At 54.3% G+C, this 23,180-nt stretch carries 22 protein-coding genes; 12 read left to right on the top strand and 10 right to left on the bottom strand.

The window, feature by feature from the left end; genetic code table 11:
* The first annotated feature begins 205 nt into the window (after nt 1-205).
* Together cysS and EFA69_RS02315 are read left to right on the top strand one after the other, a co-directional pair.
* The gene (gene cysS / locus EFA69_RS02320) at nt 206-1,696 is read left to right on the top strand and encodes a cysteine--tRNA ligase (protein WP_123131454.1); all 1,491 of its coding nucleotides are present in this window, start codon (nt 206-208) and stop codon (nt 1,694-1,696) included.
* A complete protein-coding gene (locus EFA69_RS02315) occupies nt 1,686-2,675 on the top strand; it encodes a M28 family peptidase (RefSeq protein WP_123131453.1) in 990 nt (329 codons plus the stop codon). Before cysS ends, EFA69_RS02315 begins: the two co-directional genes overlap by 11 nt.
* A gap of 123 nt (nt 2,676-2,798) precedes the next feature.
* Here the strand turns inward: EFA69_RS02315 and EFA69_RS02310 are convergent, their stop codons facing one another.
* Nucleotides 2,799-3,695, bottom strand: coding sequence for a S66 peptidase family protein (locus EFA69_RS02310; protein ID WP_123131503.1), 897 nt, complete (start codon nt 3,693-3,695; stop codon nt 2,799-2,801).
* Between the two features lie 192 nt (nt 3,696-3,887).
* On the opposite strand from EFA69_RS02310, the gene EFA69_RS02305 reads away from it, so the two are divergent.
* Both EFA69_RS02305 and rlmN read left to right on the top strand, forming a co-directional pair.
* A complete protein-coding gene (locus tag EFA69_RS02305) occupies nt 3,888-4,316 on the top strand; it encodes an acyl-CoA thioesterase (RefSeq protein WP_123131452.1) in 429 nt (142 codons plus the stop codon).
* Between the two features lie 21 nt (nt 4,317-4,337).
* Nucleotides 4,338-5,420 (top strand): 23S rRNA (adenine(2503)-C(2))-methyltransferase RlmN, encoded by a 1,083-nt coding sequence (rlmN, locus tag EFA69_RS02300; protein ID WP_123131451.1) that lies wholly within the window; start codon nt 4,338-4,340, stop codon nt 5,418-5,420.
* A gap of 240 nt (nt 5,421-5,660) precedes the next feature.
* Here the strand turns inward: rlmN and mscL are convergent, their stop codons facing one another.
* The 3 genes from mscL to EFA69_RS02285 all read right to left on the bottom strand — a co-directional run bounded on the left by mscL (nt 5,661) and on the right by EFA69_RS02285 (nt 8,303).
* Nucleotides 5,661-6,086, bottom strand: coding sequence for a large-conductance mechanosensitive channel protein MscL (gene mscL / locus EFA69_RS02295; RefSeq protein ID WP_123131450.1), 426 nt, complete (start codon nt 6,084-6,086; stop codon nt 5,661-5,663).
* A 91-nt stretch (nt 6,087-6,177) separates the two neighbouring features.
* On the bottom strand, nt 6,178-6,675 hold the full coding sequence (locus EFA69_RS02290; protein WP_123131449.1) for an RDD family protein: 498 nt from the start codon (nt 6,673-6,675) through the stop codon (nt 6,178-6,180).
* Between the two features lie 86 nt (nt 6,676-6,761).
* Entirely contained in the window at nt 6,762-8,303 is a 1,542-nt protein-coding gene (locus tag EFA69_RS02285; protein WP_123131448.1) for an N-acetylmuramoyl-L-alanine amidase, read from the bottom strand.
* Nucleotides 8,304-8,498: 195 nt separating this feature from the next.
* Between EFA69_RS02285 and EFA69_RS02280 the strand changes: the two genes are divergently transcribed.
* Nucleotides 8,499-10,634: a M48 family metalloprotease gene (locus EFA69_RS02280; RefSeq protein WP_123131447.1), complete on the top strand. Its 2,136-nt coding sequence runs from the start codon at nt 8,499-8,501 to the stop codon at nt 10,632-10,634.
* An 89-nt stretch (nt 10,635-10,723) separates the two neighbouring features.
* Here the strand turns inward: EFA69_RS02280 and EFA69_RS02275 are convergent, their stop codons facing one another.
* The 3 genes from EFA69_RS02275 to EFA69_RS02265 all read right to left on the bottom strand — a co-directional run bounded on the left by EFA69_RS02275 (nt 10,724) and on the right by EFA69_RS02265 (nt 15,421).
* On the bottom strand, nt 10,724-11,956 hold the full coding sequence (locus tag EFA69_RS02275) for a hypothetical protein (RefSeq protein ID WP_123131446.1): 1,233 nt from the start codon (nt 11,954-11,956) through the stop codon (nt 10,724-10,726).
* Nucleotides 11,946-14,390, bottom strand: coding sequence for a DUF2339 domain-containing protein (locus tag EFA69_RS02270; protein WP_123131445.1), 2,445 nt, complete (start codon nt 14,388-14,390; stop codon nt 11,946-11,948). Before EFA69_RS02270 ends, EFA69_RS02275 begins: the two co-directional genes overlap by 11 nt.
* A 122-nt stretch (nt 14,391-14,512) precedes the next feature.
* Complete coding sequence (locus tag EFA69_RS02265) at nt 14,513-15,421, bottom strand: NAD(P)/FAD-dependent oxidoreductase (RefSeq protein ID WP_123131444.1); 909 nt, start codon at nt 15,419-15,421, stop codon at nt 14,513-14,515.
* Nucleotides 15,422-15,520: 99 nt separating this feature from the next.
* Here EFA69_RS02265 and EFA69_RS02260 point away from each other — a divergent pair, with 99 nt between their 5' ends.
* Entirely contained in the window at nt 15,521-15,898 is a 378-nt protein-coding gene (locus EFA69_RS02260; RefSeq protein ID WP_123131443.1) for a Fur family transcriptional regulator, read from the top strand.
* Between the two features lie 120 nt (nt 15,899-16,018).
* Here EFA69_RS02260 and EFA69_RS02255 read toward each other — a convergent pair whose 3' ends face one another.
* The 3 genes from EFA69_RS02255 to EFA69_RS02245 form a co-directional block, all read right to left on the bottom strand.
* Entirely contained in the window at nt 16,019-16,630 is a 612-nt protein-coding gene (locus EFA69_RS02255; RefSeq protein ID WP_123131442.1) for a superoxide dismutase, read from the bottom strand.
* Nucleotides 16,631-16,706: 76 nt separating this feature from the next.
* The gene (locus EFA69_RS02250; RefSeq protein ID WP_245964470.1) at nt 16,707-17,153 is read right to left on the bottom strand and encodes a nucleoside deaminase; all 447 of its coding nucleotides are present in this window, start codon (nt 17,151-17,153) and stop codon (nt 16,707-16,709) included.
* Between the two features lie 116 nt (nt 17,154-17,269).
* Nucleotides 17,270-17,839 carry a hypothetical protein gene (locus tag EFA69_RS02245; protein WP_123131441.1) on the bottom strand — a complete coding sequence of 190 codons (570 nt, stop codon included), beginning with the start codon at nt 17,837-17,839 and terminating at the stop codon, nt 17,270-17,272.
* Between the two features lie 430 nt (nt 17,840-18,269).
* Here EFA69_RS02245 and EFA69_RS02240 point away from each other — a divergent pair, with 430 nt between their 5' ends.
* The 6 genes from EFA69_RS02240 (at nt 18,270) to nuoF (ending at nt 23,042) form a co-directional block, all read left to right on the top strand.
* A complete protein-coding gene (locus EFA69_RS02240; protein ID WP_123131440.1) occupies nt 18,270-18,653 on the top strand; it encodes an NADH-quinone oxidoreductase subunit A in 384 nt (127 codons plus the stop codon).
* Nucleotides 18,654-18,753: 100 nt separating this feature from the next.
* Complete coding sequence (locus EFA69_RS02235; RefSeq protein WP_123131439.1) at nt 18,754-19,308, top strand: NADH-quinone oxidoreductase subunit B; 555 nt, start codon at nt 18,754-18,756, stop codon at nt 19,306-19,308.
* A gap of 3 nt (nt 19,309-19,311) precedes the next feature.
* Nucleotides 19,312-19,818 carry an NADH-quinone oxidoreductase subunit C gene (locus tag EFA69_RS02230; RefSeq protein WP_123131438.1) on the top strand — a complete coding sequence of 169 codons (507 nt, stop codon included), beginning with the start codon at nt 19,312-19,314 and terminating at the stop codon, nt 19,816-19,818.
* A gap of 72 nt (nt 19,819-19,890) precedes the next feature.
* Nucleotides 19,891-21,105 carry an NADH dehydrogenase (quinone) subunit D gene (nuoD, locus tag EFA69_RS02225; protein ID WP_123131437.1) on the top strand — a complete coding sequence of 405 codons (1,215 nt, stop codon included), beginning with the start codon at nt 19,891-19,893 and terminating at the stop codon, nt 21,103-21,105.
* 72 nt (nt 21,106-21,177) lie between these two features.
* Nucleotides 21,178-21,717 carry an NADH-quinone oxidoreductase subunit NuoE family protein gene (locus tag EFA69_RS02220; RefSeq protein ID WP_123131436.1) on the top strand — a complete coding sequence of 180 codons (540 nt, stop codon included), beginning with the start codon at nt 21,178-21,180 and terminating at the stop codon, nt 21,715-21,717.
* Nucleotides 21,699-23,042: an NADH-quinone oxidoreductase subunit NuoF gene (nuoF, locus tag EFA69_RS02215; RefSeq protein ID WP_123131435.1), complete on the top strand. Its 1,344-nt coding sequence runs from the start codon at nt 21,699-21,701 to the stop codon at nt 23,040-23,042. Before EFA69_RS02220 ends, nuoF begins: the two co-directional genes overlap by 19 nt.
* Nucleotides 23,043-23,180 lie beyond the last annotated feature (138 nt).

Raw genomic sequence — 23,180 nt, 5'->3', positions numbered from 1 at the left:
TGGCAACAGCGTACTGCGTGCACAAGCATCCAAGTTAGATCCTTCGGCAGTCTCAACATGACTGATAAAAAGAAATCGCGTTTAGCGCCTCTTTTTCCAGAATCTGCGCCAAACCAGGAGAGCGGTATCCTACAAAGGCCTCTCCAAAACAACCCGAACCTTATACCAGTACCACAAGTACCATTTAGTTTTATAATTTTGCCGCATGAACCACCCATTATCGCTATATAATACCCTCACCCGCACCAAAGAAAAGTTTGAGCCGCTGCAAAGCCCGTTCGTGGGGCTTTACGTCTGCGGACCAACCGTTTACGGCGATGCGCATCTGGGGCACGCCCGCCCGTACATCACCTTTGACGTCATGCGCCGCTACCTGCACCACCTGGGCTACAGAGTGCGCTACGTGCGCAACATCACAGACGTAGGCCACCTGCAGAACGACGCCGACCACGGCGAGGACAAAATCCAGAAACTGGCCAAAGCCGCCCAGCTGGAGCCCATGGAAGTGGTGGAGAAATACACCAACAGCTTCCACCGTGACATGGAGCGGCTCAACGTGCTGCCGCCAGACATCGAGCCCCGCGCCTCGGGCCATATCATTGAGCAGATTGAGATGATCCAGGAGATTCTGGCCAACGGGCTGGCGTATGAAGCCAATGGATCGGTGTACTTTGACGTGCCCGCCTATAACAAAGACCACCGCTACGGCAAGTTGTCTGGGAGGGTCATTGAAGACCTGCTGGCCAACACCCGTGAGTTGGAAGGGCAGGAAGAGAAACGCTCGCCGCTGGACTTCGCGCTGTGGAAGAAAGCCTCGGCCACGCACATCATGCGGTGGCCTTCGCCTTGGAGTGACGGTTTCCCGGGCTGGCACCTGGAGTGCTCGGCCATGAGCCGCAAATACCTGGGCCAGCAGTTTGACATCCACGGCGGCGGACTGGACCTCATGTTCCCGCACCACGAGTGCGAGATTGCCCAGAGCCAGGCCAGCCACAACCACTCAGACGCGGCACGTTTCTGGGTGCACAACAACCTCATCACCATCAACGGCAAGAAGATGGGCAAATCGTTGGGCAACTTCATCACGCTGGGCGAGTTCTTTACCGGTTCCCATGAAGTGCTGCAGCAGGCCTACAGCCCCATGACGGTGCGTTTCTTCATCTTGCAGGCCCACTACCGCAGCACCTTAGACTTCAGCAATGAAGGCTTGCAGGCCGCGCGCAAAGGTTACCTGAAGGTGATGAACGGGCTCAAAATCCTGAACCAACTGCAATACCCGGCCGGGGCCGAAGCGGTAGACGCCAAAGCCGAGGACGAGATCAGAAAATTAACGGCAGATTTGTTCGTTCCTCTCAATGACGACCTGAACACCGCCAAAGCCATTGCCGCCCTGTTCAACCTGCTCAAGAAAGTGAATAGCATGCACACCGGAGGCTTCAAGCTGGAAACCATCTCGCCGGAAACCTTTGAGCAGATGCGCGCCGCTTACCGCACCCTGGTCACTGACATTCTGGGCCTCAAAGAAGAGCAAACCGCTTCTGCCCAGACGCTGCTGGAGGTGGTGCTAGGGTTCTACAAAGAAGCCAAAGAAAATAAAGACTATGCCAAGGTAGACGCCATCAGGGCGCAGCTCAAAGGCCAGGGCATTGTCATTAAAGACATGAAAACCGGTATAGACTGGGCTTATGAAGAATAACATGAAAGCACTGGCCCTGGGTCTGCTGCTCACCACAGGCTTCTACGCCTGCGACAAAAAAGGCAACACAGAAACGGCTACCGCCGAACAGCCCGCCGCAACCGCCGCCGTAAATGTACCGGCGTTCAACGCAGACTCGGCATACCAGTTTGTAGCCAGGCAGGTGGCTTTCGGGCCACGCGTGCCCAATACCCCGGCGCACCGCGCCTGCGGCGATTACCTGGTGGCCAAATTGAAAGGGTATGGCGCCAACGTACTGGAGCAGCCGTTCACGGCCCAGGCCTATACCGGCACCACCCTGAACCTACGCAACATCATGGCGCAGTTTAACCCCAAGGCTACCAACCGGATTCTGCTGGCCGCTCACTGGGACACCCGCCACATGGCCGACAAAGACTCCGTGAACGCCGACAAACCCGCCGACGGAGCCAATGACGGCGCCAGCGGCGTGGCCGTTCTGCTGGAAATTGCACGTCAGTTGCAGGCCAACCCGCTACAGGGCAATGTGGGCGTAGATTTACTGCTGTTTGACGGCGAGGATTACGGACAGGATGCGCCTGAAAGCTGGGGCCTGGGTTCGCAGTACTGGAGTAAGAACCTGCTGCCCAGCGGTTACCAGGCGCAGTACGGTATTCTGCTGGACATGGTAGGAGCCAAGGGCGCTCGTTTCGCGCGGGAGGAGACTAGCCGTGTGTACGCCGGCGATGTGGTGGAGAAAATCTGGAAAACCGCCAACCAGATTGGCTACTCAGACTACTTCCCGTTCCAGGACAGCCCCGGCATCACCGATGACCACACCTTCGTGATCCAGAACGCCAACATCAGAATGGCCGATATCATTGCCTATGATCCTTCCAGCCCAGACGGTTTCTTCGGGCCGTACCACCACCGCCATTCAGACAACATGGACATCATTGACCGCAACACCCTGAAAGCCGTGGGCCAGACCGTGCTGCACGTGGTCATGACGGAAAAATAGCGCCATTTAGACAACGCGTTTAGGAGCCGTTATTCGGGAATTAACCGGAAAACGGCTCTTGCTTTTTGCAGCGGGCAATATGCGTTTAGGGGCTGTTTTTGGAAAATCGGCCTCTAAACGCAGTTACACATAGTGTAAGGTTACTTCGGCTTCGGTTACCTGTAATGTAGCTTCGCGGCCTACCGTTAAGGCCAGGTTCCGGGGTACGTGGCCTACCGGGAAATCAAAGCAGATGGGGTACCCGTAGCCGCCGCAGTGTTCCAGAATTATCTGCGGCACGTCCTTCCCGAACGGAACGGCGGTGTCATTCATGTCTGAGAACTGCCCCACCACCAGACCGGCCAGTTTCTCCAGTCGGCCCTGCCGACGCAGGTGCACCAGCACGCGGTCTATGTTGTAGTAGTACTCGCCCACATCTTCTATGAAGAGCAGTTTACCAGTAAAGTCCAGGTCTGAGGCGGTGCCGGTGATATTGTTCAGCAGGATGAGGTTGCCGCCCGCCAGCTGCCCGGTGGCGGTGCCCAGGTGGTTCAGCGGATGGGCTGGAACGGAATAGAAAAGCGGCTCCCTGAAAAGAATCTGGCGCAGGGTTTCATCGGCCTCCGCGGTGTCTGGTTTGCCCATGAGCAGCGGCATGGTGCCGTGCACACTTTCCAGGCCCAGAGACAGGAGATGGCAAAGCAGCGCCGTGACATCACTGAACCCGATGATCCACTTGGGGTTAGCCACTAACTGCGTAAAATCTAGCTGGTCTAAGATGCGGGTGGTGCCGTAACCGCCGCGGGCCGAGAAAATGGCTTTGATCTGGGGGTTGTCCAGCATCTGCTGAAAATCGGCCCTCCGGACGGCATCAGAACCCCCAAAATAACCGTCCTCCGCGCCCACGCTCTGGCCCACCACCACGCGCAGACCCCACGCCCCCAGCAGCGCAACACCGTCCTGAATATCTTCCAGACTTACTTTTCGGGCTAAACAAACAATGCCAACGGCATCTCCTTTCTGCAGGGCGGGTAGGTTCACGGGTAAAAGGGTTGGTAAAGGGTGCCAAAATAGGCAATTTTTCTGAGCCTCGCGGTGGCTGTACTTACCTTGGAACGGCAACAAGGCGTTTAGGAGCTCTTTTTCAAAAAACAGCCCCTAAACGCTAATCCGTGCGTGCAGATCGTCTATCTTTAAATTCCTAATTCCCAATTCTTAATTCCTAATTCTAAAGTGGCCCGCATCAAGATAGACCTTCCCGCCAGTTTCTCCTTCCAGACCCAACTGCCTATTAGAATCACTGACCTGAACTACGGCGGCCATCTGGGCAATGACGCACTGCTGAGTTTGCTGCACGAGGCCCGGGTACAGTTCCTGAAAGAACACGGGTACACGGAGATGGATTTCGGCGGGGCCGGATTGATCATGGCAGACGTGGGCATTGTCTACAAAGGCGAGGGCTTCTACGGCGATGTGCTCACCGTGCAGGTACAGCCCACCGAGTTCCATAAGTACGGGTTTGATCTGGTGTACCGCCTGGCCAACCAAGACGGCAAGGAAATAGCCCACGCCAAAACCGGCATGCTCTGCTTTGACTACAGCACCCGCAAACTCCAGACAATTCCGCCGGAGGCACTGGCCCGTCTGGAAACTAAAGCGTAAGATATTTTGTACCTTTGTGGTATGAGTACCACTTTGATCCCAGATATAGAGATTCTGAACCGGCAGGACATCCGGAAACTGTCTTTGGACCAACTGAAGGCCTGGATGACGGAAAACGGCGAAAAACCGTTTCGTGCCAAGCAGGTCTACGAGTGGATCTGGAAACTGACGGCTTCCTCGTTCACGGAGATGAACAACATCAGTCTGCCGCTGCGCGAGAAACTGGAGCGTCACTTCACCATCAACAGCGTAGAGGTGAACACCAGCCAGCTCAGCGAAGACTATACCATTAAATCTACCTTTAGACTGTACGACGGCAACATTGTGGAGGGCGTGCTCATTCCGCACCCCAAGCGCATGACCGCCTGCGTGAGTAGCCAGGTAGGTTGCTCGCTCACGTGCTCTTTCTGCGCCACCGGCAAAATGGACCGCATCCGTAACCTCAACGCAGATGAGATCTATGACCAGGTGGTGCGTATCAAAGAACAGTCTGAGCAGAACTACAACCGCGCCCTCACCAACATTGTGTACATGGGCATGGGCGAGCCGCTCCTGAACTACGCCAACGTGATGAAGAGCATTGAGCGCATCACAGCACCAGACGGTCTCAACATGGCGGCCCGCCGCATCACGGTAAGCACCGCCGGTATTGCCAAGATGATCAAGAAAATGGCCGATGACGGCATCAAAGCCAATCTGGCCCTGAGCTTGCATGCCGCCAATGACACCAAGCGCAACGAGATCATGCCCATCAACGAGACCAACTCGCTGGAGGCTCTGAAGGAAGCCTTGGTGTACTACCACCAGAAAACTGGCCGTAAAGTGACCTACGAGTACATCTTGCTCAGCCACTTCAACGACAACCTGGAAGACGCCAAAGAACTGCTGCAGTTCTCCAAACTGATCCCGTGCAAGGTGAACATCATTGAATACAACCCCATTGAAGGCGGGTTGTTCCAGAAGTCGCAGGACGATAGGCTGGAGCCGTTCATGCGTTACCTGGCAGACAGAGGCGTGCAGGTGAACGTTCGGCGCAGCCGCGGCAAAGACATTGACGCCGCCTGCGGACAGTTAGCCATCAAAGACAAGAAAGCCGAAGCATAAGTTTAATACGTGAGAAGTTAAGACATGTATCTCGCTCGCCTCTGGCGAGTGTGAGCTACCTTCGGCCTCTGGCCGTGTATTATGTTTTAATTCTCACGCGGCGGGACGCCGCCCATAAGCCACACTCGCCAGAGGCGAGCGAGTGCCAAACAGCCTTAAAACAGAAAAGCCACCCGCAAAGGTGGCTTTTCTGTTTTAAGGCTGTTTTCTGAAAAACGGCCCCTAAACGCAAAGTTGTGCTTAAAGGCCAGGTTTCTGGGAACGGATGGCATCTCGTATCTCAGTGAGCAATACTTCCTCCTTGGTGGGAGCGGGCGGGGTGGAAGGGGCTTCGGCTTTCTTGCGCTTCAGTCTGTTCATGAGCTTCACCAGCAGGAAGATGGCGAAGGCGATGATGATGAAATCCAGGACGTTCTGGAGAAAAGCGCCGTAGTTGAGCGTGACATCGGCCACTTTGCCCTCGGCGTCCATCACGTCTCGGCGCAGCACTATCTTCAGGTCTTTAAAGTCCATGCCGCCTACCAGAATGCCCAACGGCGGCATGATGAGGTCATTGACCGCTGAGGTGACAATTTTCCCGAAGGAAGCGCCAATTACTACCCCCACCGCCAAATCTATGACATTGCCCCGCATGGCAAACTCCTTGAATTCCTTTAGAATAGACATCTTGTTTCTGGTTGGTGTACAATGAAAAACTCCTGAGCCAGTGGCCCAGGAGCTTTAAAGAAAATGGGCAACTGGTAAACGTTGCGGCACCTTACCGGGTTCTGGTCACCAGCGTACCGGCAATTTTATCATGCAGGGCCTGCTTCCGCGACGTGAAGGCTACCATCAGATACCCAATTCCCATGATCAGGGAAGAGAGGATGGAGGCAAAGGCACGGCCTAACGCCCGCAGGAAAGAGAGCCGCTGCCCCTGCTCATCGGTTACTTTCAAGTCCAGGGCACGTTTGCCCAACGTTGCCTGCCAGGAAGAGCTTTCCATACCAGCCTTGTACAGAAAGTTAAGCAGCATGGAAGCGAAGAAATACGTGCCCATATTGGCGAAGAAGATAAACGGGTTTTCGGCAATGGCCTCTTGGTTGTAAACGGTGCTGCCAATGAAGATGAACTGGAGCACCAGATTAGGGATCATGAGCACGATGGCATCAATGATATAGGCCGCTACTCTGAGCCAGAAACCGGCATAGACCACTTGGTGGGAAGATTCATAGAGGTCTGAAAAGAAAGAATCTGTGGCGGAATGGTTTTCCATGAGCTGTTACGTTGAGGGTTAGTTAGTTGTGCCATTAATGTAGAACTATTTCCACACAAAGACAGCATTTTTAGCCCAATATATTTCTATTCTTTCCGCTTTCTGGTTTCCTTCAGGAACCGCTGCACCCCTTTTCTGATCTGTTTGGCCATGTCCTGCTGGAAATGCGGGTTGATGAGGCGCTGCTCGTCCTCTGGGTTAGAGGAAAAGGCCGTCTCCACCAGGGCGTTAGGAAACTCCGTAGGGGCGTTCAGGGCGAAATTGAAGCCGCCAATGTTCCCAAACTCTTTGAGTCCCAGTTTGAGCACTTCCTCATACAGCGCCTGTGACAGCGGCCTAAACGCCACGTGGCGGTAATAAGTGCTGGTGCCCTGCACCTCAGGACGGCCAGCGGAGTTTACGTGTACGCTCACCAACAGGTCTGGCTGGGCTTCTCGCAGGATGCGGACGCGCTCCAGATTGTCAACAGTCACATCGGTCTCACGGGTCATGACCACGGTGGCTTTGGTCTTTTCCAGTTCCTTTTTGAGCTGCTGCGCAATCTTTAAGGTGATTTCTTTCTCCGGGATGCCAGTCTTGCCTTTGGTGCCCACGTTGGTGCCGCCGTGGCCCGCATCAACGGCAATGGTGAGGTGCTTCAGTTTCAGCTTCTCGGGCTGGCGTTTTACCCGTATCACCAGAGATGTACCCTGGTAGCCCACGCTGTAGCCCCAGGGCTGCGGATGTTTCAGGTCAATGAGGATGCGGTACACGTCTGAGGCTATCTGCTGGTACTGCACATTCTTCACTTCGCGCAGGGTGCGGTGCAGGGTCATCCAGTTGGTATTGGACACGGCACCATACACATCTACCACAATGCGGGTGGGGTTCACGTCCATGTACGAGGTGTAGGGCAGGCGCTGCCCCACGGCTACCCGCACCACATCATATTTCCCTTTGGGGCCTTCGCCGGTGGCGCTCCAGGAACTGGTGAGACTTTCGCCGGTAAAGGTGGTAGGGCCTTCCCTCCTGACCTGCTGCTCCGGAATGTAGGCATTGAGGTGATTGGAGAGTTTAATGCGGTAGTCTTTGCCTACTTTGCCGTTGATCTGCACCCGTACCAGAGAATCCACGAAACCTATTTTAGCGCCTCCCAAGCGGTCTTCGCCCAGGCCATAGTTCATGTAGGGCATTTTGCCTTGGGTTAGGCCGTAGATAGGCTGCGCCGGATTAAGAACCGTGACAGTGGTAGCTGTGTACACGGTGGTCTTGGTGCCAGCGGAGTCCTCCAACAGTACCGGCACGGGCCGGTTGGTCATGGTGTCTGTAGGCTGAAGGATGTAGGTGCCCACGTACAGGCCGGCCACGCCCTTGTTCTGGGCAGCCGGAAGTTCCTGCAACGGCAGCTTGTTCCAGAGGCTCACTTTTAGGCCGGGAACAGACTTCACGCGCAGGTGGAGCCGGTCGCCGGGCTGGAGCCACAGTTCTGCGTTAGGTTCTGTGCGGACGTATTCCACTTTGATGGAATCTAACTTGGAGGAGGTAGCCGTGACTACCGGGGCTGGAGCGGTTTTTTTGGGTTGTACCTTTTGGGCCGAGGAGAGATGCCCGGTCAGGCAGAGCAGGAGGAGGGGTACTACAGATTTCATAAACGGGTTTGGATGAGCGGGCCAATATAAGGCTTCTCCTATATCTGTGCCACCTTTCTGCCAAGTGATTCCTGTTTAGGGGCTCTTTTTAGAAAAAGAGCCCCTAAACGGGAGCTAAGACTTGTGGGAAAAATGATAAATCCCTTTTTCAAAATCATTGGTTCTTCTTATCTTACCTAAGTAAAAGCTACGATAATGCAAGATACTTTTCCGTACCCGCCCATGCCGCAGGGAGTAGATGAACGCGTGATTGCCCCTTCGCCGGCCTTCAAACGCGAAGTGGTGAAAGTTGCCGGCGCCATTGCCTTTTTTATGGTGGTATATGTGGCGCTTATGGCGGCGGCCATGGCACTGGCGGTGCTGTGCGGCTTTGGGGGCTACGCACTGGTCACTTTGAAACCGTCTTTTATCACGTTCATGCTGGGGCTGGGGTTAGCCGGGTTAGGGGTGATGGTGATCTACTTCCTGCTCAAGTTTATCTTCAAGCGCAGCAAAACCGACCGCTCCGGGATGATAGAGGTGCAGGAGGCAGACCAGCCCGAGCTGTTCGCCTTCATCCGGAAAATTACCCAGGAAACCCAGACCCCGTTCCCGAAGAGGATATACCTGTCGCCAGACGTGAATGCCTCTGTGTTCTATGACTCCAGTTTCTGGAGCATGCTGTTGCCCGTGAAGAAGAACTTGGTCATTGGCCTGGGGTTGGTGAATTGTGTGAACGTGACAGAGTTCAAGGCCATTCTGGCGCATGAGTTCGGGCATTTCTCGCAGCGCAGCATGAAGCTGGGGTCATACGTGTACCACGTGAACCAGGCCATCCATAACATGCTGTATGACAACCAGGGCTACGGAAAGGCGCTGGAGAAATGGGCCAACATTAGTGGTTATTTCGCGCTTTTCGCGGGACTTACCGCCAGAATTGTGCAGGCCATTCAGTGGGTTCTGAAGAAAGCGTACGTGGTGGTGAACAAACCGTACATGAGCCTCTCCCGGCAGATGGAATTCCACGCAGATTCGGTGTCGGCGTACGTCACCGGTTCTGTGCCCTTGGTCACCAGCCTCCGGCGCATAGAGGCCGCCGGTCTCTGCTACTCCCGCCTGTTCAACCACTACAATGCCTGGTTCAGTGAGAACCTGAAAGCCGATAACATGTACCCGCAGCACCGGGAACTCATGCACCGCTTCTCCAGCGACTTCAATATTCCCATGGCGCATGGATTGCTGCAAGTGAACGCCGAGACATTTGCCATGTTTAACCAAAGCCGTCTGGTGATCAAAGACCAATGGGCTTCCCATCCCAGCACCGATGACCGCGAAGCGCACCTATTGTCGCTCAACATTCCTACCGTACTGGTGCATGATTCGGCTTGGGTTCTGTTCAGGAATGGAGAGCAAGTACAGCAGCACATGACCCAAAAAGTATATGAGAATGCCGAGTTTGCCGAAGCTCCGCAGGACCTTACGCTTGCCCAGTTCTCTGAGAAACTCACCGCAGAGATTTCGGGCCGAAGTTTTGATAAAGCCTACAAGGGCTACTATGACAATAGAGTGATCACGGCCTTTGATCTGCAGGAAGCTTCTTCTGAGGCTGCTCTTCTGCCCTCCCGCCCTTTTGAAGAACTGTTCGCTGATGTGAACTGTAAGCTGCCCGAGAAAGTAAGCCGCATGGAGGATGACCTTCAAACGGTGCAACAGATTGTGCAGGGCGCCCATGACATCAAGTCTTTTGACTTTGACGGTGAGAAATACAGCGTAAAAGAAGCGGCCACCGTGCAGCAGCAACTGGAAAAGGAGCTACAGGAAGCGCAGGAACAGCTGGCATTCCATGATAAGGAGTATTTTAAGCTGTTTTACCAGAAAGCGCGGGAGCAAGGGGCAGAATACGCGCTGGTGCAGGCGTATCAAGCGCTGTTTGACGCCACCGCCGCCGCTGAAGCAGCCACGAGCCTTTACCACCAGATTTTTGACACGCTCAACTTCATCTTCAACAATGACATGACGTTGGAAGGGGCACAAACCGTCATGAAGGAGCTGGAAACCCGTGAAGAACCCATCAGGCTGCGCCTGCAGCAGCTGTTGCAGGAAGAAACCTATACCAGTTGTTTAACCGCCGGGGAGAAATCCAAGCTGGAGAAAATAGCCCATCAAAGGCGGGTGTACCTGACAGAATATGGGTTTGACAATACCTCTGTTGGTGAATTGACAGAAGCCTTGCACCTCTTCGTGCAGACTGTCTGGGAACGGTGCTTCCAATTGAAGAAACAGATGCTGGACCTGCAAGTAACATTGCTCCAGTCACAGAAGGAAGTACTGCTCACGGAGGCAGAGGCATAAGAAGAAATTTGCCAAACAGCTGCGGGCAGTTCTGTCAATATCTAAGTGCGTTTAGGGGCTCTTTTTCCAAAAAGAGCCCCTAAACGCACTTACTTTTTCTCCATATCCCGTAGCAGCCGTAAGGTCATGTAGCCCAACCCTAGAGCCAGTGCCGCAATGGCGGCCCAAATAAGGAGGGTGGAGCTGCGCCTTTGGGGTTTCTTCTCAGTTTTAAGGGCTTGCAGGACTTTTACCTGCACCAGCGGGAGATGCTGCGGAATGCTGTCCTGGAAGAATTGCAGGTCATACTCCGGAGCGGCCAATTTCTCATCGCCGAAGCGCAGGGTGTAGGTCTGGTTGGGCTCCAGCGCCGCTATTAAGTACCGGTTGAGTTGCAGCACCCGCACAGAATCAATGGTTAAAGGTTGATTGTCACGGTTCTCTATCTGCACTTCCAGTTCTTCTACTTGGTAACGGGGCAGGTCCAGCACGGCCGGAGCGTTGGAGTGAAGCAGCAGCGGCACGGAGATTTCCTCTAAATGCGCCCGGCGTTTCCTTCTTCGGCGCTCGTAGACTTTCCGCTTGCCCAATACCACTTTGCCCGGCCGGTGGTACAGTTGCGGAGCCGAGATAAAAAAGACCAGTTGCTCAGGGTACACCGGCTGCCCAAACCGAAGGCGCAGGAATGTGGTCTTAGCACTGTCTGTTCTGGAGAAGGCTTGCACCGGGATGCGGGTGTATTTGCCGGCTTGGGAGTACGTGTCATAATAACCGGCCTGCAAAATGTTGAGAGGCGCGCTGGAAGAATCATTGAGCTGCAGACGGAGGTACCGGTAGTTGCTTAGCGGGAAGTCCAGCAGTTTCACCTCGGCGGTTTTCTGGGTATTCCGGATAGCGTAGAGCAAATCTTGTTCCTTGAGAGCGTACCAATTCTGCTGGTCATCGCTGCCGCTCAGGGAAACTTGTTTGCGCACCTCGGCATTGCCAATGAGCAGGCTGATGTTGTTCATGGTGCGCTTCTGAGGGTTGTGCACCAGTAGTTCAGAGAGGCCACCGGGAGTACGGGTATAGCGCAGAATCTGGTACGGCTTGAACAGGGTGCGGTACTGCACGGGTGCCTCTGAGCGCAACAGGTAGGGAACCGGCTGTCCTTTCTGGTTTATGAGCCGGAGATCTTCCTGGTGCGGTTGCGCCCGGCCCACCACCTGCGGTGGAAGCAGCACCTGGTAATACCCTTCCTGCGTCACCGGGGCCAATGGAGCCTGCCACGCAAAGTCCTGCGCTGTAACAGAAAGGCAGTAGAAAAGAAATCCTGTAAGAAGGAACAGTAACTTAATCTTCATGGGGCAGCGGCGTTTGGGGCGGAGGGGGAACGTCTCCCTCCAGAATCAGGTTTTTGAGCTTTTGGTACATAAACGAAATCACCAGCAGCAGCACGCCCAGGAAGATGAAGGCTGCAATTTTACCGCCTTCAGACATATCCCACACATCAAAGAGGAAGAGCTTGAGCAATGTAAGGAAGAACAGGCTGAGCGAGATAATCCGGAGGGTTTTAAGTTTGTGGGACATGCCTAGCAGCATCAGCCCAAAGGAAGTCACCCCCCAGAGAATGGGATACCCTATTTTCCGGATATGGCGCACCGTGCCGTAGAGTTCCTCTGCTCTAGGGTGGGAGGTAAGCAGCCACAGATGTTCCAGTTCAAAGCTGAACAGGAATACCCCCGCAACGCTGGCAACCCACAAACTGATTTTCCCTAACCGACTCCTAACCCCAAACTCCTTCCGGATGCCGTTCACCACTACCGCCACCAGCGCAAACAAGCTTCCTAAGGGCAGGTAGTGGAAAAGGAAGGCGCCCAGCGTGTGGGTGCGTTGGAACAGATACCCGTTCCGGATGTAGGCGGTGGCCGGTTGGAGGTTAGTCAGGTAGGCGAATAGAGCCACTACCGCCAGCGCCATGGCCACATGGCGGTACATTGGGGCAGCCAGTTTGTTGCTCCACCACAGTAGCCCCAGCAGATACAGGTAATGGTAGAAGCCTACCGCCAGAATTTGCACCTCCACGCTCAAGGTGGTATGTTCCAGTTGGTGTTGCAGTTCCAGCAGCAATACCAGATACAAAATGAGCCCTAGGGCAATGCCTACCAAGGTTCTATACATCCTAAAGAAGCGGTTCAACATAGTTGGTTCCGGCTGTTCCTTGCCCAACAGGTACCAGGTGCCGCCCAGCGCCGCCACCGCCACCAGCCCCGTCACAAACAGTTTGTTCAGGAGCAGCGGAAGCCCCTCGCGGGAGATGGCGTAGTCCATCCAGTCTATGAGTAAATTGCCCAGCATCAGGAGGAGCACTAACACCGAGGCGTACCGGATCAGCTGAATACCGGACCGCTGAGAAAGCCACAGCAACAGCACACCTTCCAAGGCCCAGAACAAGGTAATGTAATTCCCCTCCAGCTGAATAGGCGCCGATAAACTGAGGAACGTGAGCACCAGCCCAATGAGCAGGTACACCAAATTGCGGTCTACGCGCTGGCTGCGGTACAAGGCGTACGCAAAAGCGAAGTTGAAAACGCCCAGCAGAATGGTGAACAAGCCGCGGTAGCTTCCCCCGGCCAGTTGTGTCATCACGTACATGCCCACGCCGTAGTACAGAAAGGTGTTGCTCATGAGCATCATGATCTCCCACCCGCTGAAACGCTGGCGCTCCTTCACGTTGTAAAGAATGTTGAGCAGGAAGAACACCAGGTAAAACAAAGTAGCAAAAACCAGCGCTCCCACGTGCGGGGCGTTGGGCACGTCTACTACCCTAGTGCCAAACCAACCGCTGTACAAGATAATGGTGAAGACGTAGGCAATAAGGTTGAGTAGGTTCCACTTCTTAAAGTACGCCAGCACCAGAATGCCCACGTTCAGCAGCAGAATAAACACAAACAGCACCACGTAATTGCCTTCGCCCGTGCTCACCATGAACGGGCTCCCGAAACCGCCAATAAGGGCCAGTACCGCCAACTCCATGCGGTCATAGGCAATGGACAGGAAAATAGTGAAACCCGTGATGGCTACCATGAGGAGAAAAGCCACCGTCTGACTAAAAATCTGGTATTCATGGAACGCAATGGCGATGGTGAAATACAGCACCGCCATGCCGCCGCCAACCAATACCGAGCTGAAGGCCTTGTACTCACGGCGGAGCCGATGCGCCACCCCTAACAAGGCTCCACCGGCCAGCAAGCCAATGGCCACACGCCCCACCTCATTGATCCAGTCCTGGTCAATGGCGTATTTCACGAAGAACCCAATGCCCAGCACCAGAATGGCAATCCCAAGCTTGTTGATAAGGTTCTCCCCAATGAATTTTTCCCAGTCCAGTTTCCTGAGGAAAGAGGTAGGGTTGGCGCGTTCAACTACCGGAGGAACAGGTGGCGCTGGCGCAGAAGTAAAAGCCGCCTGCGGTACAGGTTCAGGAATGGGCACGGGGGCAGGACGCTCTCTGGGCGGCAGAACGGGAGCGGGCGTGGGTGCCACTGGCGCAGGTGCTGCTTCCCGGGGAGGGGCTGGTGTGTGCACCGAAATAGCAGGAGCGGTATTCACCCGCGAGGCCATGGCTCCCGCGTCCTGGGGTGGGCCAGCCGATGGACGGGACATCTGTTCCCGCAGCCGGGCCAGTTCTTCCCGTACCCCTTGTAGCTCTTGGCGGTGCGCCTTTTCAGCAGCAGAAAGCCGGTTCCCGAACCATAGTACCAAAAACACCAGCAGCAAAAGCAGAAATACCTCCATGGCAGCCTTTTAGAGTATAGGCTCTATATTACAATTTTATCCGGTAAAACAGATAAACTACTGGTAAGGCTACCCTTTTGTTAGGACGTTTTGCGTTTAGCGGCTCTTTTTCTGAAATCAGGCTAAAAACGTTCGTCAATGAGGTCTTTGTTCACGAAAGCGCCCGCAGCGGTGCCCTGGGCCACGGCCGCTGAAACCCCTCTTAACTTTGAAATGGCATCGCCGGCGGCGTATATGCCCGGCACGGTGGTTCGCTGGAAAGCATCTACCTGCAAATGTCCGCTTGCGGCTAAGGCGCAGCCCAATGCTTGCGGGAGAGGGCAATGCTGCTCAAAGGGGAGCCGCGCAAATACTGTGGTCAATTTGCGGGTAGAGCCGTCCTGGAACGTGACCTGCTGCAGTTGGCCTTGGTCATGGACGAATTCCGCCACTTCTTTTTCCTCTACTGCCACCTGGTAGTGCTGTAATTGCCGTTCCTGTTCCGGGGTGAGGGTGTGCGGGCCTTTGGTGAGCAGCGTGAGTTTCTTGGACCAGTTTTGCAGCAGCTTCACCAGTTCAAAGGCCATTTCGCCGTTGGCCAGAATCCCAAATTCCTTACCGCTTACCTCATAGCCGTGGCAGTACGGGCAATGCAGCACAGAAATACCCCAGCACTCAGAGAAGCCTTTGATGGGAGGCATGAGGTCCCGGATACCGGTGGCGAAAATCAGCTTGCTGGCTTTCAGAATACTGCCGGAGGCGGTGGTGACCGTGAAATCACGGTTCTGTCCGGTTACCTGAAGCGCGGCATCGTTCCGGAACGAGACGTTAGAGTAAGCTTGGACTTGTGCCCTGGCTTTCTGGGCAATGGCGGCCGGAGTTTCCCCGTCCTGGGTGAGGAAGTTATGCGAGTGCGGGGTCTGGCGGTTGCACGGTTGCCCCATATCCAAGACAAGTACCTGGCGCAAAGCCCTGCCCAGGCACATGGCCGCCGAAAGCCCGGCGTAGCTTCCGCCAATGATGATCACGTCAAATGTGGTTCTCTCTTGCATGGTAGTGTTTCTTTTATCATCAGCCAGACTTTTTTGTGCCTGGCTGCTGGCAAATGTAGCGGAAATTTCTGTTATTGCAACAATGTTGCATTAAGTGCCATGAAAAGACGAAACACACCTTCCCAGCAAGCCATACTGGCTATGTTGAACGCCACCAACTCGGCGCTGAGCCAGGACCAGATAGAGCAGAAACTGAAAGGCGAAGTAGACCGGGTGACCATTTACCGGGTCCTGAACCGCTTCTGCGAAGACGGTATGGCGCACCGCATTGTCTCTGATGAGGGCAAGTTCTATTTTGCGCTGTGCCGGACCTGTGAGCACCACCACCATACCCATGACCATTTCCACTTCCGGTGCCTGGGCTGCCAGCGGGTAGAATGTTTGCCGGAGCAGGTGAGCCTCTCATTGCCCAATGGCTACCAGGTGGCGCAGGTCAATTGCTGGGTGTCTGGGTACTGCGCAGGATGTAACGCGTAAGCGGCGTTTAGGGGCTATTTTCAGAAAAAGAGCCCTTAAACGCCATTGCCGTGCGGGCACAAAAAAAGGGCCTTACCTGTTAAAGCAAGACCCTTTTGGCAGATTTGAGAATTGGACGGATTAGCCGTTGGCTTCCGCGAAGCGGCGGTTCACTTCATCCCAGTTGATCACGTTGAAGAACGCAGAGATGTACTCTGGTCTGCGGTTCTGGTATTTGAGGTAGTAGGCGTGCTCCCACACGTCAAGGCCCAGGATTGGAACGCCGCCGCAAGTGTCAACGCCTTCCATTAAAGGGTTGTCTTGGTTTTGGGTAGAGCAGATTTGTACGGCTCCGCCTTCTACGGCGCACAGCCAGGCCCAGCCAGACCCGAAGCGGGTGGTAGCTGCCTTCGCGAACTCCTCTTTGAACGCCTCATAAGAACCGAACGCCTTGTCAATGGCCTCTGCCACCGGGCCGGTTGGGTTACCGCCGCCGTTGGGGCTCAGGATGGTCCAGAACAGGTTGTGGTTGTAGTACCCGCCGCCGTTGTTTCTGATGGCCGGGGTCTTGGCCGCGTCACGCAGGATTTCCTCAATAGACTGGCCTTCCTTCTCAGTGCCGGCAATGGCGTTGTTCAGGTTGGTGAGGTACGCCTGGTGGTGCTTGGTATGGTGGATCTCCATAGTCTGGCGGTCAATGTGCGGCTCTAGCGCATCGTACGCATACGGAAGTTGCGGAAGTTCAAATGCCATAGTTTTATGTGGTTATGGTGAATGATACAATTGGTGTTCCTACAGATATACTAGAGGGAACGCGCCAAAGTTAAGATTAAATTCTTTTCGCCCTGAAAAACTCGGTCATCAATTGTCCGCACTCGTGGGCCAGGATGCCGGCCACCAGTTCGGTCTTGGGGTGCAGTAGGTTCACGCCCGTTCGGCGGTAGCCGCGTTTCTCGTCATTGGTGGCGTACACAATCCTTTTCAGCTGGCTCCAATAGCTGGCGCCGGCGCACATGACGCAGGGTTCCACGGTGACGTACAGGGTGCAGTCGTGCAGGTATTTGTTGCCCAGGTGGTTGGCGGCGGCGGTGAAGGCCAGCATTTCGGCGTGCGCCGTTACGTCATTCAGCTTCTCGGTCTGGTTGTAGGCGCGGGCGATGATTTTGTTCTGGCACACCACCACGGCGCCAATGGGAATCTCGCCTTCCTCCAGGGCGTAAAGCGCTTGCTTGTAAGCCTCGCGCATGAAATGTTCGTCTGAGTGTACGCTGAGCACGGGTAGAACGGGTTAAATGGAAACGGGTGGCTTTTTTTACTGCCACCCGTTCTGCTATGTTTCAAAATTGCGTTTAGCGGCTCTTTTTCCAAAAACGGCCCCTAAACGGGATTCCATTATTTCACGGTGGCGGTGGCCATTACGGCGCGGGCCGTCTCCTGCCACTCTTTCTGCAATTGCACCGGGGCATTGAAGCTGAAGATGAGCATCTGGTCTTTCAGGAAGGTGTACTGGATGAGCGTGTATTTGCGCACGGGTGCCAGGTTGCCGGTGCGGCGCTCATCGCGCACGGTGGAGACAAACTCATACACCAGGAAGTCGCGGCCGTTGATGGTCTGCTTTTCCTCGCGCAGGAACTGCACCTCTGTGAACATGCGCTGGATAGACGCTTTGTAGAACGGCAGCAGCACGTTGATGTCATTGGCGGGGAACGTGCTGGGGCGCTGGTTCACGCTGATGTCCACATTGCCGTCTGGGCTGGTGAAGACGCCCAGGGGCTTGCGGGCCGCCGGGTACTCACGGGCAATACCGTCATCGGGCATCACCTCAAACGTCTGCGGAATGGAGAGTGTCACGTTTTTGGCCACGGTCACCTTCTTGAGCTTGGGGGCGAAGGCCAGCAGAAGCGCCAGGGGAAGCAAAAACGCGAGCAGGTATTTTCTGTTCATGGTGGTTGTAAAAGACATATTTTAGATCATCTCCCAAATGCAAATACTGCGCCAGTAAGTTCCGGGAGGCTGCAAAGGTAGGCCAGAAACGGGTTTATTCAAGAGCGGCCTACAATGGAAAAAGCCCGGCTAAGATAGCTGGGCTTTTATCAGGTGAAGAAAACTTACTTAATTAAAAATGCCAGGAAAGAAGGAGGGAACAACTTTCGCTAGCAGAGTGAAATTTCACTACTTGTTGCATTGGTTGCTAAATTTTAGAAAATATTACAAGAAACCCTAAATAATTCTTGAATTTTTAATCGCAACCGTTTTTGAGGTAGTGGATTTGTAAAATATTCAGAACGGATGTTCGTTAGATTAGCGTGCTTCTGCAAAGTATAGTGCAAACCGCTTTTTAGTTTGAATGTTAGGCAGAGTTGCCTAATTTTGTTCCAAATTTCTTTATTCTATGGAAACAACTGCCCCAGCGCAATATCTTCCGGCAGATTATCTGCCTATTGTGATTCAGTTTGCGGCGGCCTTGGGTTTTGTGGTGTTCTCTATGGTGGTGACCCACCTGATTGGCCCCAAACGTAAAAGCCAGGTGAAAAACGCCTCTTGGGAGTGTGGTATTGAGTCTAAAGGCGATGCCCGTACCCCTATCTCCATTAAGTATTTCCTGATTGCCATTCTGTTCGTGCTCTTTGACGTGGAGGTGATCTTCCTGTACCCTTGGGCGGTGAACTTCCGGGCCTTGGGCATAGATGGCTTTATCTGGATGCTGCTCTTCATGGGGCTGCTCCTGACCGGTTTCTACTACGTGATCCGGAAAGGCGTTCTAAAGTGGGAATAGAATAGACTTCGCCGCCGCCGCGGCAAACTTTTAAGAGCTGTCCTGTGTTCAGGAAGAGGGCGTTTAGCGCCTATTTTTCTGAAAACTAAGCGAAAACAACATGAGCGATAACAAAAGCGATATTCAATTGGTGGATGCCCCTGAGGGGATGGAAGGAGCCGGTTTCTTTGCCACTTCCTTTGAGAAAGTAGTAGGTCTGGCCCGTAAGCACTCCCTGTGGCCGCTGCCGTTCGCTACTTCCTGCTGCGGTATTGAGTACATGGCCACCATGGGTGCGCACTATGATATCTCCCGCTTCGGGTCTGAGCGCCCCAGCTTCTCGCCCCGCCAGGCCGACCTTCTCATGGTAATGGGTACCATTGCCAAAAAGATGGGCCCCGTGGTGAAGCAGGTGTACGAGCAGATGGCTGAGCCGCGCTGGGTAATGGCCGTAGGGGCCTGCGCTACCAGCGGCGGTATCTTTGACTCTTACAGCGTGCTGCAAGGCATTGACCGCGTGGTGCCCGTAGACGTGTACGTGCCTGGCTGCCCGCCGCGCCCAGAGCAGATTCTACAAGGCCTCATGCGTATCCAGGATTTAGCCGAGAACGAATCACTGCGCCGCCGCAACTCACCGGAGTATCAGGAACTATTAGCTTCTTACAACATTAAATAAGGCATGGCCGACATCACAAACGAACAGCTGATCCAGCGACTTCAGGAGAAGTTCGGTGATCAGGTGTTTGATATCCAGGAGCCTTACGGGCTTGTTACCGTTACCACCACCCGGGAAAACATTATTCCCATACTGCAGGCGCTCTATGACGATGAGGTGCTGCAGATGCAGTTCTTGACCACCCTATGCGGTATTCATTACCCAGACAACAAGGGCCAGGAGCTAGGCGTGGTGTACCACCTGCACAGCTTGGTGAACAATATCAGGCTGCGCATTAAAATCTTCTTCCCCGAAGACGATGCCGTGGTGCCAACGGCTACCAACCTGTACCTAACCGCCAACTGGATGGAGCGCGAAACCTGGGATTTCTACGGAATCCGCTTTGAAGGGCACCCCAATCTTATCCGCATTCTCAATGTGGAGGAGATGGAGGCGTTCCCCATGCGCAAGGAGTTCCCGCTGGAAGACCAGACCCGCGAAGACAAGATCAATACCTTCTTCGGAAGATAAACCAGCGAAACGTCAACGGCTTTGCTATATAGGCAAGGCCGCCGACGTTTCTGCTCTCTTTTTAGCGCCAAGATGGAGTTAGCCAAACAAACCACTGAGATAAATACCACGGATACCTTTATTCAGGAGTTAACCACCCTGAACTTAGGTCCCACGCACCCCGCCACGCACGGTATCTTCCAGAACATCCTGCAAATGGATGGCGAGAAGATTGTATCGGGCGTGCCCACCATTGGGTATATCCACCGCGCCTTCGAGAAAATCGCGGAGCGCCGCAACTTCTACCAAATTACCCCGCTCACCGACCGCATGAACTACTGTTCCTCGCCCATCAACAACATGGGCTGGTGGATGACGGTGGAGAAACTGCTGGGTGTGACGGTTCCTAAGCGTGCCGAATACATCAGAGTCATTGTGATGGAACTGGCCCGCATTGCGGATCACCTGATCTGTAACTCCATTCTGGGCGTGGATACCGGGGCCTTCTCCGGCTTCCTGTACGTGTTCCAGGAACGCGAGAAAATCTACGACATTTACGAAGAAATCTGCGGGGCCCGCTTAACCACCAACATGGGCAGGGTAGGCGGCATGGAGCGCGATCTGTCTCCGGTGGCCATCCAGAAAATCAAAGACTTCCTGCGTGATTTCCCGGCCGTGATGCGGGAGTTTGAGGTGATGTTCAACCGCAACCGCATCTTCGTGGACCGCGTGGAAGGCGTGGGTCCCATCAGTGCGGAGCGTGCCTTGAACTACGGTTTCACCGGCCCTAACTTGAGAGCCGCTGGGGTAGACTATGACGTACGCGTCATGAACCCTTACTCTTCTTATCAGGATTTCGACTTTGAGATTCCGGTAGGCACCAAAGGCGATACCTATGACCGCTTCATGGTACGCAACGAGGAAATCTGGCAAAGCTTACGCATCATTCAGCAGGCCATTGACAACCTGCCCGAAGGTCCGTTCCACGCCGATGCTCCTGAGTTCTACCTGCCGCCAAAGCAGGAGGTGTACCGCAACATGGAAGCGCTCATCTACCATTTCAAGATTGTGATGGGTGAGATTGACGCTCCGGTTGGTGAGGTGTATCACTCCGTGGAAGGCGGTAACGGAGAGTTGGGCTTCTACCTGGTGTCTGACGGAGGCCGTACGCCGTACCGTCTGCACTTCAGAAGACCTTGCTTCATTTATTACCAGGCTTATCCGGAGATGGTGGTGGGTTCACAGTTGTCTGATGCCATTGTGACGCTGTCTTCCATGAACGTGATTGCCGGTGAGCTGGACGCCTAAGCAGCTCCTATAAATAGAATCGATTTTTCCCAAGCCTGTTGCAAAACAGCTTTTATACTTGCCATTGACCAAATGGATCAAACAGTAGAAAAAAAAGAAGTACAGTTCTCGGAAGGGGCCATGGCCGAAATCCGGCGCTACATTTCGCATTACCCAGAAGGGCGGCAGAAATCTGCCATCCTGCCTATCCTGCACATCGCGCAAGCGGAGTTTGGTGGGTGGGTGAGCCCCGAGGTGATGGACAAAGTGGCCGAAATCCTGAATATCCTGCCTATTGAGGTGTATGAGGTAGCAACGTTCTACACCATGTTCAACCTGAAGCCGGTAGGCAAGCACGTGCTGGAAGTTTGCCGCACGGGCCCTTGCATGCTGCGCGGGTCAGACCAACTGATAGAGCACCTGGAGAACCGTCTGGGCTGCAAAGTAGGCGAGACCTCCGCCGACGGCAACTTCACCCTCAAAACGGTAGAATGCCTGGCTTCCTGCGGAACCGGGCCCATGTTGCAGGTACGTGAGAAATTCTACGAGAACCTAGACCCCGCCAGCGCCGACCAAATGCTGGAAGAGCTGAAAGCCTCAACTGTAAGGAAACCATGGGAAGAAAATTATTAACTGAACATATCAACGTTGAAGGCATCCAAACCTTTGACGTGTACCGCAAGCACGGCGGGTACGCCTCTGTAGAGAAAGCGCTCAAGACCATGACCCCCGAGGAAGTGGTGGAAGAAGTGAAGGCTTCAGGCTTAAGAGGCCGGGGTGGGGCCGGTTTCCCTACCGGTATGAAATGGAGCTTTTTGGCCAAGCCAGAAGGCAAACCCCGCTACTTAGTCTGCAACGCCGATGAATCTGAGCCGGGTACTTTCAAGGACCGGTACCTGATGGAGCACCTGCCGCACCTCTTAATTGAGGGCATGATTACCTCCAGCTACGCCTTGGGCTGCCGCACTTCTTATATCTACATTAGAGGAGAATTGTTGTACGTGCTGCGTATTCTGGAGAAAGCCATTGCCGAAGCCTATGCCAACGGTTTCCTGGGAGAAAATATCCTGGGCAGCGGTTACTCTCTAGATCTGCACGTGCACCCAGGCGGGGGCGCGTACATCTGCGGCGAGGAAACAGCGCTATTAGAGTCTTTGGAAGGCAAGCGCGGAAATCCAAGAAACAAGCCTCCGTTCCCGGCGGTGTGGGGCCTTTACGGTAGCCCAACCGTGGTAAATAACGTGGAATCCATTGCTACCGTGCCGTGGATTGTGACCAACACGGCCGCTGAGTACGCTAAAATTGGCGTGGGACGCAGCACCGGCACCAAACTGATCTCTGCCGGCGGTAACATCAACAAACCGGGTGTGTACGAGATTGAGTTGGGCGTTCCGGTAGAGGAATTCATCTACTCAGATGAGTACTGCGGCGGTATCTGGAAAGGCCGTGACATGAAGGCGGTGATTGCCGGAGGTTCTTCCGTTCCGATTCTTCCGAAGGAGTTGATCCTGAAAACCGCTGCCGGTGAAGATAGATTAATGAGCTATGAGTCCCTGTCTGACGGTGGATTCGCCACGGGTACCATGCTGGGTTCCGGCGGATTCTTTGTGATGGATGACCAGACCTGTATTGTACGCCACACCTGGACGTTGGCCCGTTTCTACCACCACGAGTCCTGCGGACAGTGCAGCCCGTGCCGTGAAGGAACCGGCTGGATGGAGAAAGTCCTGCACCGCATTGAGTACGGCCACGGCCACATGCATGACATTGACTTGCTCGTGAGCGTTGCCAAGCAGATAGAAGGAAACACCATCTGTCCGTTAGGTGATGCCGCCGCTTGGCCGGTTGCCGCTGCCATCCGTCACTTTAGAGATGAGTTTGAGTGGCACGTGAAGCATCCGCAGGCTGCTACTGCGCCAGGAGCGGTGTTCAACAAAGCCGAATCTGTATTAGCATAAGCGTGCTGTTTAGCGCCTGTTTTTCAGAAAACAGGCGCTAAACAGTATCTAAAGTAAGCATTCCTGATAAGTTCCCTTTGAAGGGGGTAGGGGGATGACAAAGACGTTTGAAGAAGCGAAAGCACACGCTAAAAGCGA

It is taken from the genome of Rufibacter immobilis, from assembly GCF_003721565.1.
GTDB classification, from domain to species: Bacteria; Bacteroidota; Bacteroidia; order Cytophagales; family Hymenobacteraceae; genus Nibribacter; species Nibribacter immobilis.
The sequence above is the reverse complement of the archived record's forward strand: the minus strand, read 5'-3'. Positions and strand labels throughout refer to the sequence as shown.

Bases quoted from the DNA above. Each gene is read 5' to 3' on its own strand.
- cysS (WP_123131454.1), top strand. From the start codon at position 206: ATGAACCACCCATTATCGCTATATAATACCCTCACCCGCACCAAAGAA.
- EFA69_RS02315 (WP_123131453.1), top strand. From the start codon at position 1,686: ATGAAGAATAACATGAAAGCACTGGCCCTGGGTCTGCTGCTCACCACA.
- rlmN (WP_123131451.1), top strand. From the start codon at position 4,338: ATGAGTACCACTTTGATCCCAGATATAGAGATTCTGAACCGGCAGGAC.
- mscL (WP_123131450.1), bottom strand. From the start codon at position 6,086: ATGTCTATTCTAAAGGAATTCAAGGAGTTTGCCATGCGGGGCAATGTC.
- EFA69_RS02290 (WP_123131449.1), bottom strand. From the start codon at position 6,675: ATGGAAAACCATTCCGCCACAGATTCTTTCTTTTCAGACCTCTATGAA.
- EFA69_RS02285 (WP_123131448.1), bottom strand. From the start codon at position 8,303: ATGAAATCTGTAGTACCCCTCCTCCTGCTCTGCCTGACCGGGCATCTC.
- EFA69_RS02280 (WP_123131447.1), top strand. From the start codon at position 8,499: ATGCAAGATACTTTTCCGTACCCGCCCATGCCGCAGGGAGTAGATGAA.
- EFA69_RS02275 (WP_123131446.1), bottom strand. From the start codon at position 11,956: ATGAAGATTAAGTTACTGTTCCTTCTTACAGGATTTCTTTTCTACTGC.
- EFA69_RS02270 (WP_123131445.1), bottom strand. From the start codon at position 14,390: ATGGAGGTATTTCTGCTTTTGCTGCTGGTGTTTTTGGTACTATGGTTC.
- EFA69_RS02265 (WP_123131444.1), bottom strand. From the start codon at position 15,421: ATGCAAGAGAGAACCACATTTGACGTGATCATCATTGGCGGAAGCTAC.
- EFA69_RS02260 (WP_123131443.1), top strand. From the start codon at position 15,521: ATGAAAAGACGAAACACACCTTCCCAGCAAGCCATACTGGCTATGTTG.
- EFA69_RS02255 (WP_123131442.1), bottom strand. From the start codon at position 16,630: ATGGCATTTGAACTTCCGCAACTTCCGTATGCGTACGATGCGCTAGAG.
- EFA69_RS02245 (WP_123131441.1), bottom strand. From the start codon at position 17,839: ATGTCTTTTACAACCACCATGAACAGAAAATACCTGCTCGCGTTTTTG.
- EFA69_RS02240 (WP_123131440.1), top strand. From the start codon at position 18,270: ATGGAAACAACTGCCCCAGCGCAATATCTTCCGGCAGATTATCTGCCT.
- EFA69_RS02235 (WP_123131439.1), top strand. From the start codon at position 18,754: ATGAGCGATAACAAAAGCGATATTCAATTGGTGGATGCCCCTGAGGGG.
- EFA69_RS02230 (WP_123131438.1), top strand. From the start codon at position 19,312: ATGGCCGACATCACAAACGAACAGCTGATCCAGCGACTTCAGGAGAAG.
- nuoD (WP_123131437.1), top strand. From the start codon at position 19,891: ATGGAGTTAGCCAAACAAACCACTGAGATAAATACCACGGATACCTTT.
- EFA69_RS02220 (WP_123131436.1), top strand. From the start codon at position 21,178: ATGGATCAAACAGTAGAAAAAAAAGAAGTACAGTTCTCGGAAGGGGCC.
- nuoF (WP_123131435.1), top strand. From the start codon at position 21,699: ATGGGAAGAAAATTATTAACTGAACATATCAACGTTGAAGGCATCCAA.